This is a genomic window from Stenotrophomonas sp. Marseille-Q5258 (assembly GCF_946900935.1).
GTDB lineage: Bacteria > Pseudomonadota > Gammaproteobacteria > Xanthomonadales > Xanthomonadaceae > Stenotrophomonas > Stenotrophomonas nematodicola.
Genome location: NZ_CAMPPN010000016.1, coordinates 114176 through 121812, shown reverse-complemented (window position 1 = coordinate 121812; position 7637 = coordinate 114176). Strand labels below are relative to the sequence as shown.

Annotated in this window: 4 protein-coding genes and 1 pseudogene; 3 read left to right on the top strand and 2 right to left on the bottom strand. The window is 66.8% G+C overall.

Features of this window, described 5'->3' with window-relative positions:
• Window positions 1-195: 195 nt before the first annotated feature.
• Together OC534_RS12425 and OC534_RS12420 are read right to left on the bottom strand one after the other, a co-directional pair.
• A complete protein-coding gene (locus OC534_RS12425; protein ID WP_017356057.1) occupies window positions 196-714 on the bottom strand; it encodes a hypothetical protein in 519 nt (172 codons plus the stop codon).
• 89 nt (window positions 715-803) lie between these two features.
• Window positions 804-1452 (bottom strand): annotated as a pseudogene (locus OC534_RS12420) (transposase); the annotation flags it as partial.
• Between the two features lie 400 nt (window positions 1453-1852).
• Here OC534_RS12420 and mutS point away from each other — a divergent pair.
• The 3 genes from mutS (at window position 1853) to katG (ending at window position 7606) form a co-directional block, all read left to right on the top strand.
• Window positions 1853-4408, top strand: a complete 2556-nt coding sequence (gene mutS / locus OC534_RS12415) for a DNA mismatch repair protein MutS (protein ID WP_262071873.1) — start codon at window positions 1853-1855, stop codon at window positions 4406-4408.
• A gap of 139 nt (window positions 4409-4547) precedes the next feature.
• Window positions 4548-5156 (top strand): DUF937 domain-containing protein, encoded by a 609-nt coding sequence (locus OC534_RS12410; RefSeq protein WP_017356060.1) that lies wholly within the window; start codon window positions 4548-4550, stop codon window positions 5154-5156.
• A 221-nt stretch (window positions 5157-5377) separates the two neighbouring features.
• Window positions 5378-7606 (top strand): catalase/peroxidase HPI, encoded by a 2229-nt coding sequence (katG, locus tag OC534_RS12405; RefSeq protein ID WP_017356061.1) that lies wholly within the window; start codon window positions 5378-5380, stop codon window positions 7604-7606.
• Window positions 7607-7637: the final 31 nt, after the last annotated feature.

Below are 7637 nucleotides of genomic sequence, written 5' to 3'. Positions count from 1 at the left end.
TCCCCGCCCCATTCGACAGCCTGGCGGCACCCGACAGCGATTGAACGGGACCTCCTGCCGGCGACGGGTCGTTCCCGCAGGCTGATTCATATTCCCATCGTTGAACGTACACACCGCCCCTCGCAGGCAATCAAGCAATGACAGGAACAAAAAAGCCCCCAATCGGGGGCTGTTCTGAACAACACAGTCATCACGTTACGGCGTTGATCCCGGTGGACGACGACGGCGGGTTGATGATGGATGTGACCATCCACTGAGCACATCATCCACCAGCCTGTAAGCGCTGGCCTGCTGCTCGTCGTCGCCTTCGATCTTCTGCTTTTCGTCTGCGCGCATGCGCACGTAGTCGGCGTTGAATTCATCAAAGCGCGAGGGTTCGACCCACTTGCTCTTGAGCGCCTCGATTGCTTTCCGGATGCTGGAACGGTCCAGAATGACATCCGCCGCAATGTCGCGCAAAACCTCATTGCTATGTTTCAGCATGCGCAACTCACTTTTCAGCGCATCCACTTCACGGGATTTTTCCTGACCGTACTGAATGGCTTCAAGTTCGCTACGCAGGCTCCTGCGTTCGCGTTTTTCATCCTGCTGATCCAACTCAATCTTGCGAAGCTCGGCCTGCCCTTCCGCGAACTGAACGTTCTTCTTCAACAAATCGCTTGTACTCTGGTCCGCGTCGCGACTGACTTGCCCCGCAATCTTCACCAAGTCCATAGGCCCTCCTTTTTGTATGGGTCACTCACCACCAAAGCACCGATCCTAGCATTGTCAAGCCAATCCAAGCGGCGTCCGGCGCGCTCTTCCCTGCCGTAAAACGGCTTGCCGTTGTCTGCCCTGATCACCTGCGGCAAACCGCGCTGAACGGCCAGTCTGTCCAGCCTCTGGCAACGCCTTGGCCGGGGATGGCCCGTTCCACCTGGATGGCCACAGCCCCGTGGCTGGCGTCGTCTACGATGGTCAGTCACTTGATTGCCCGGCCTTACGCGGTGCGGTCGAACACAACATCCATCGACCACACCTGATTGGCGGCCGAGGGACGCAGCAAAGGTTGCCGCGCACCAACGGGAACCTTCCTGCGCTTCCTGCGACGCACCTGCAAGCCCGCTTCCTGATACAGGCGCTCCACCGGCTTGTAGTTCACTACCAGCTCCTGCTGCCCGAGTTTCAGATGGATCATGCCTGGGCCGTAACCCCGTTTTCCGCAACGCCCCCTCGATGACGTCGTTCTCGAGAACCTGCCCGGCCAGCAGCGTCTTCAGGCGCGTGTTCTCCGCCTCCAGGTCCTTGAGCCGCTTGGCGTCAGGCATGGTCATGCCACCGACCCTGCTGCGCCACAGGCAGTAGGCGGCCTCACTGAAAGCCATGTTGGCGGCATGCGTCCCTGATCGGCATGCCCGCCTGGGCCTCGCGCAGAAAGCCGATGATCTGCGCTTCGGAAGAACGCTTCTTCACGTCCAATCGCCTTGTGGTTGAGAATTGGACTCCAAAGCGCTTTGCTGCTCAATCTCGGGGAACGCCGGACCATCGACGGTCTGATCCGCCAGCCGCTCGACGAGCTTGGCACACTGCCCCCTGAAGCAGGGCTGCGGCACACGGAAAGCTCCATCATTTGCAGGTAGGTCAGACTAAACTTGGCGATCTCGCGCCGTGTCGCGCGGCCCGTCGCAACGACTTTCGGCATGATCGTCCGTGTCCTGACTGGCGTCGCAACACCATCACAACAGAAAAACCCCGTTACTTGCCGTTTCTGACGGCAACCCGCCCTCACTCATCGAGACGGACTCCATTGCAAGCCATTGATTCAAAACAAAAGGGCAGCAGCCTCAAGGCCTCTTCAGAGCACACCCCGCTCATGAAGCAGTTCTTCGCCGCCAAGTCCGACTATCCGGACCTGCTGCTGTTCTTCCGCATGGGCGACTTCTACGAGCTGTTCTACGACGACGCGCGCAAAGCGGCGCGGCTGCTGGACATCACCCTGACCCAGCGCGGCAGCTCAGGCGGCGCGCCGATCCCGATGGCGGGGGTGCCGGTGCACGCGTACGAGGGGTATCTGGCGCGTCTGGTGGCGCTGGGCGAATCGGTGGCGATCTGCGAGCAGATCGGCGATCCGGCGTTGGCCAAAGGCCTGGTCGAGCGCAAGGTGGTGCGCATCGTCACTCCCGGCACCGTCACCGACGAGGCGCTGCTGGACGAGCGCCGCGACACCCTGCTGATGGCGCTGTCGCGCGGCAAGCAGGGCTACGGTCTGGCCTGGGCCGACCTGGCCGGCGGCCGCTTCCTGGTCAACGAGGTCGATTCCGACGACGCCCTGGAAGCCGAGCTGGCCCGGCTGGAACCGGCCGAGCTGCTGGTGCCCGACGAAGAAGACTGGCCCGACTTCCTGCGCCACCGTACCGGCATCCGCCGCCGCGCGCCGTGGCTGTTCGATGCCGACAGCGGCCGCCGCCAGCTGCTGGCCTTCTTCAAGCTGCATGATCTGAGCGGCTTCGGCATCGACGACAAGCCGCGCGCCACCGCCGCAGCCGGCGCACTGCTGGGCTATGTCGAAGAAACCCAGAAGCAGCGCCTGCCGCACCTGACCGCGATCGCCACCGAAACGGCGAGCGAGGCCATCGCGATGAACGCGGCCACGCGCCGCCACCTGGAACTGGACACGCGCGTCGATGGCGACACCCGCCATACGCTGCTGGGCGTGCTCGACACCACGGTCACGCCGATGGGCGGGCGCCTGCTGAGGCGCTGGCTGCACCGCCCGCTGCGACTGCGCGAGGTGCTGGTACAGCGCCACGATGCGGTGGCCACCCTGATCGATCGCGGTGCCGACGGCGATGTCCGCGACGCGTTCCGGGCGCTGGGCGATCTCGAACGCATCCTCACGCGCGTGGCGCTGCGCTCGGCGCGTCCGCGCGACTTCTCCACCCTGCGCGATGGCCTGGGCCTGCTGCCCGAGGTGCGCGCGGTGCTGGCGCCGCTGGATTCGCCGCGTCTGGTCGCGCTGCGCGACGCACTGGGCTCGCACGACGAATGCGCACACCTGCTGGCCTCGGCGATCGCACCGACGCCGCCGCTCAAGCTCAGCGATGGCGGCGTCATCGCCGAAGGGTTCGATGCGGAGCTGGACGAGCTGCGCCGCCTGTCCACCCACGCCGACCAGTTCCTGATCGACCTTGAACAGCGCGAACGCGCCAGCAGCGGCATCGCCACGCTCAAGGTCGGCTACAACCGCGTGCATGGCTACTACATCGAAATCAGCAAGGGACAGAGCGACAAGGCGCCGGTGCACTACACCCGCCGCCAGACCCTGACCAATGCCGAGCGCTACATCACCGAAGAACTGAAGTCCTTCGAGGACAAGGTGCTGTCCGCACGCGAGCGGTCGCTGTCGCGCGAGAAGCTGCTGTACGAACAGCTGCTCGATACGCTGGGCGGCCAGCTGGAACCGCTCAAGCAGTGTGCCGCCGCATTGAGCGAGCTGGACGTGCTGGCCGGCTTCGCCGAGCGCGCGCAGGCGCTGGACTGGTCGCGGCCCGAGCTGGACACCGCGCCGTGCCTGCGCATCGAGCGCGGCCGCCACCCGGTGGTCGAGGCGGTGCGCGAGCAGCCCTTCGAACCCAACGACCTGGACCTGCACCCGGACCGCCGCATGCTGGTGATCACCGGCCCCAACATGGGCGGTAAATCCACCTACATGCGCCAGAACGCGCTGATCGTGCTGCTGGCCCACATCGGCAGCTTCGTGCCGGCCAGCCGCGCCGTGATCGGCCCGATCGACCGCATCCTGACCCGCATCGGCGCGGGCGACGATCTCGCCCGCGGCCAGTCGACCTTCATGGTCGAAATGGCCGAAACCAGCTACATCCTGCATCACGCCAGCGCGCACTCGCTGGTCCTGATGGATGAGATCGGCCGTGGCACCTCGACCTACGACGGCCTGGCGCTGGCCGATGCCGTGGCGCGCCACCTGGCCTACCAGAACCGCTGTTACACACTGTTTGCCACCCACTACTTCGAACTGACCGCGCTGGCCGACGAGCAGCATGAAGGTGGTGCCAGTGGCATCGCCAACGTGCACCTGGACGCGGTCGAACACGGCGATGCACTGGTGTTCATGCACGCGGTGAAGGACGGCCCGGCCAACCGCAGCTTCGGCCTGCAGGTGGCCGCGCTGGCCGGCCTGCCGAAGTCGACCGTCGCGCAGGCGCGGCGCCGACTGGCCGAGCTGGAGCAGCGCGGCGGCGAGAGCCAGGCCGCCACGGTGGCGCCCCAGGCTCTGGATGCACCGCAGCAGTTCGGGCTGTTCAACGCGCCCAACACCGCCGCACAGGATGCGCTGGCGGCCATCGACCCGGACGAGCTGACCCCCAGACAGGCACTGGAAGCGCTGTACCGCCTGAAGACGTTGATCTGAGGCCATCCCGCAGTGCCGGCCGGGGAGCCGGCGCTGTCCGCCCCCCCACACCCGGCGCACTCGGCGTGACGCCTTCGCATTCCCGTCGTGGAGGCGGCGTTATGCTCGGCCGGTTCCCATCCCTGCTCCGGAGTCCGCCGTGAACAACGCATCGCTCGCCGCTTCCCTCTTCCAGCAACTGCAGCAGGGCCAAGGCCTGCAGCAGGTCTCCCGGCAACTGGGCATCGACTCCGACCAGGCCAGCAGCGCCATCGGTGCGGCACTGCCGCTGCTGATGGGCGCAATGGGCCGCAATGCCCAGCAACCGCAGGGTGCCGAAGCCCTGCTGGGGGCGCTGCAGCGCGACCACGCCGGCGGCGGGAGCGGTGGTTTCGATCTGGGTGGTCTGCTCGGCAACGTGCTCGGCGGTGGCGGCGGCAGCGCCACCGATGGCGCAGGCATCCTCGGCCACGTGTTCGGCGGCAACAGCGACCGGGCCGCCCAGGGCCTGAGCCAGGCTACCGGCCTGGACAGCAGCAAGACCAGCCAGCTGCTGGCCATCCTCGCGCCGATCGTGATGGCCTACCTGGCCCAGCGCTTCGCCAACGGCGGCAACCCGGCCCAGCTCGGCCAGGCGCTCGGGCAGGAAGCCCAGGCCGCCAGCAGCGGCGGGCTGCTGACCTCGGTGCTGGACCAGGACGGCGACGGGCAGCTGGGCATCGGCGACCTGCTCAAGCTGGGTGGCGGCCTGCTGGGGGGCAAACGCTGAGTGCGGGATAGAAATAGGCTGTAGCTATCGCTTTGGTTGATTTATTCGAATTTACCGAATGAACGGGCGTGCTTACCGTGTCTGCATGCCGTCACGGCACGCCCCGGCAGCCGCCAGGGCCTGGCGGCGACGCGGCTCCTGCGGGAACGCGCGCCCACCGACATCGCCCTCCACGCTCCGGCGCGGAGGCGTCCCATTCGCTGGTACACAGGTAGATGCCCATGAAAAGCGAAGCAAAGTGCCCCTTCAACCACGCCCTCGTCGGCGACGCCACCACCAACCGCGACTGGTGGCCCAAGCAGCTGCGCGTGGACCTGCTCAACCAGCATTCCAACCGCTCCCATCCGCTGGATGAGGGCTTCGAGTACGCCAAGGCGTTCGCGCAGCTCGACTACGCGGCGCTCAAGGCCGACCTTGCCGCGCTGATGACCGATTCGCAGGACTGGTGGCCGGCCGACTTCGGCCACTACGGCGGCCTGTTCGTCCGCATGGCCTGGCACAGCGCCGGCACGTACCGCATCGGCGACGGGCGCGGTGGCGGCGGCCGCGGGCAGCAGCGGTTCGCCCCGCTCAACAGCTGGCCGGACAACGTCAGCCTGGACAAGGCGCGGCGCCTGCTGTGGCCGATCAAGCAGAAGTACGGCCAGGCGATCTCCTGGGCCGACCTGCTGATCCTCACCGGCAACGTCGCGCTGGAATCGATGGGCTTCAAGACCCTGGGCTTCGCCGGCGGGCGCCCGGATACCTGGGAACCGGACCAGGATGTGTACTGGGGTCGCGAGACCACCTGGCTCGGCGGTGACGTCCGCTATGCGCATGGGTCCGAAGGCGTGGTGGAAGACCACGGCGTGCTGGTGTCCGATGACGACGCCGATGGCGACATCCACTCGCGCACGCTGGAGAACCCGCTGGCCGCGGTGCAGATGGGCCTGATCTACGTAAATCCGGAGGGCCCGGATGGCAACCCCGACCCGCTCAAGGCCGCCTACGACATCCGCGACACCTTCGGCCGCATGGCGATGAACGATGAGGAGACCGTGGCGCTGATCGCCGGTGGCCACAGCTTCGGCAAGACCCACGGCGCCGGCCCGGCCGACAACGTGGACGTGGAACCGGAAGCCGCCGGCCTGGAACACCAGGGCCTGGGCTGGGCGAACAGGTTCCGCAGCGGCAAGGGCGGCGACACCATCACCAGCGGGCTGGAAGTGACCTGGACGCGTACCCCGGCGCAGTGGAGCCACGACTTCTTCGAGCTGCTCTTCAAGCACGAGTGGGAGCTGACCAAGAGCCCGGCCGGCGCGCACCAATGGGTGGCCAAGGACAGCGAGGCGGTCATTCCCGACGCGCACGATCCGTCAAAGAAGCATCGCCCGAGCATGCTCACCACCGACCTGTCGCTGCGCGTCGATCCGGCCTACGAAAAGATCTCGCGCCGCTTCCTGGCCGACCCGCAGGCCTTCGCCGATGCCTTCGCGCGTGCGTGGTTCAAGCTCACCCATCGCGACATGGGCCCCCGCTCGCGCTATCTGGGCCCGGAAGTGCCGGCCGAGGAATTCCTCTGGCAGGACCCGGTGCCGGCAGCGACGCAGCCGGGCATCGACGCGGCCGACATCGCCACGCTGAAGCAGCAGATTGCCGCCAGCGGCTTGAGCGTGTCCGAGCTGGTCGCCACCGCGTGGGCGTCGGCCTCCACCTTCCGCGGCTCGGACAAGCGCGGCGGTGCCAACGGTGCGCGCATCCGCCTGGCGCCTCAGAAGGACTGGGCGGTCAACCAGCCGCAGCAGCTGGCCAAGGTGCTGGCCGCGCTGGAGAAGATCCAGACCGGCTTCAATGGCAACGGCGGCGGCAGGCAGGTATCGCTGGCCGACCTGATCGTGCTGGCCGGCGGTGTGGGCATCGAACAGGCGGCCAAGGCCGGCGGCCATGACATCCAGGTGCCCTTCACCCCCGGCCGCACCGATGCCAGCCAGGAACAGACCGACGTTGAATCGTTCGCGGTGCTCGAGCCGTACGCCGACGGCTTCCGCAATTACCTCAAGGGCCGCTACAGCGTGCCGGCCGAGGTACTGCTGATCGACAAGGCGCAGCTGCTCACCCTGACGGCTCCGGAGTTGACCGTGCTGGTCGGCGGCCTGCGCGTGCTGGGCGCCAACACGGACGGCAATACGCAGGGCGTGCTGACCGACCGCCCCGGCACGTTGAGCAACGACTTCTTCGTCAACCTGCTGGACATGCGCACGCAGTGGAAGGCCAACGGCAACGGCTACGAAAGCAGCGGTGCCGCGCGCTGGACCGGCAGTCGCGCCGATCTGGTGTTCGGGTCCAACTCGGTGCTGCGAGCCCTCGCCGAGGTCTATGCCAGCGCCGATGGCGAGAAAAAGTTCGTGCAGGACTTCGTCGCCGCCTGGGTGCGGGTGATGGAACTGGACCGCTACGACCTGCACAGCTGATGCGACGCGCTGGGTGCCGACCGTGGGTCGG

Excerpts from the sequence above, each read along its gene's own strand:
- mutS (WP_262071873.1), top strand. The coding sequence starts at position 1,853 with ATGAAGCAGTTCTTCGCCGCCAAGTCCGACTATCCGGACCTGCTGCTG.
- OC534_RS12425 (WP_017356057.1), bottom strand. The coding sequence starts at position 714 with ATGGACTTGGTGAAGATTGCGGGGCAAGTCAGTCGCGACGCGGACCAG.
- katG (WP_017356061.1), top strand. The coding sequence starts at position 5,378 with ATGAAAAGCGAAGCAAAGTGCCCCTTCAACCACGCCCTCGTCGGCGAC.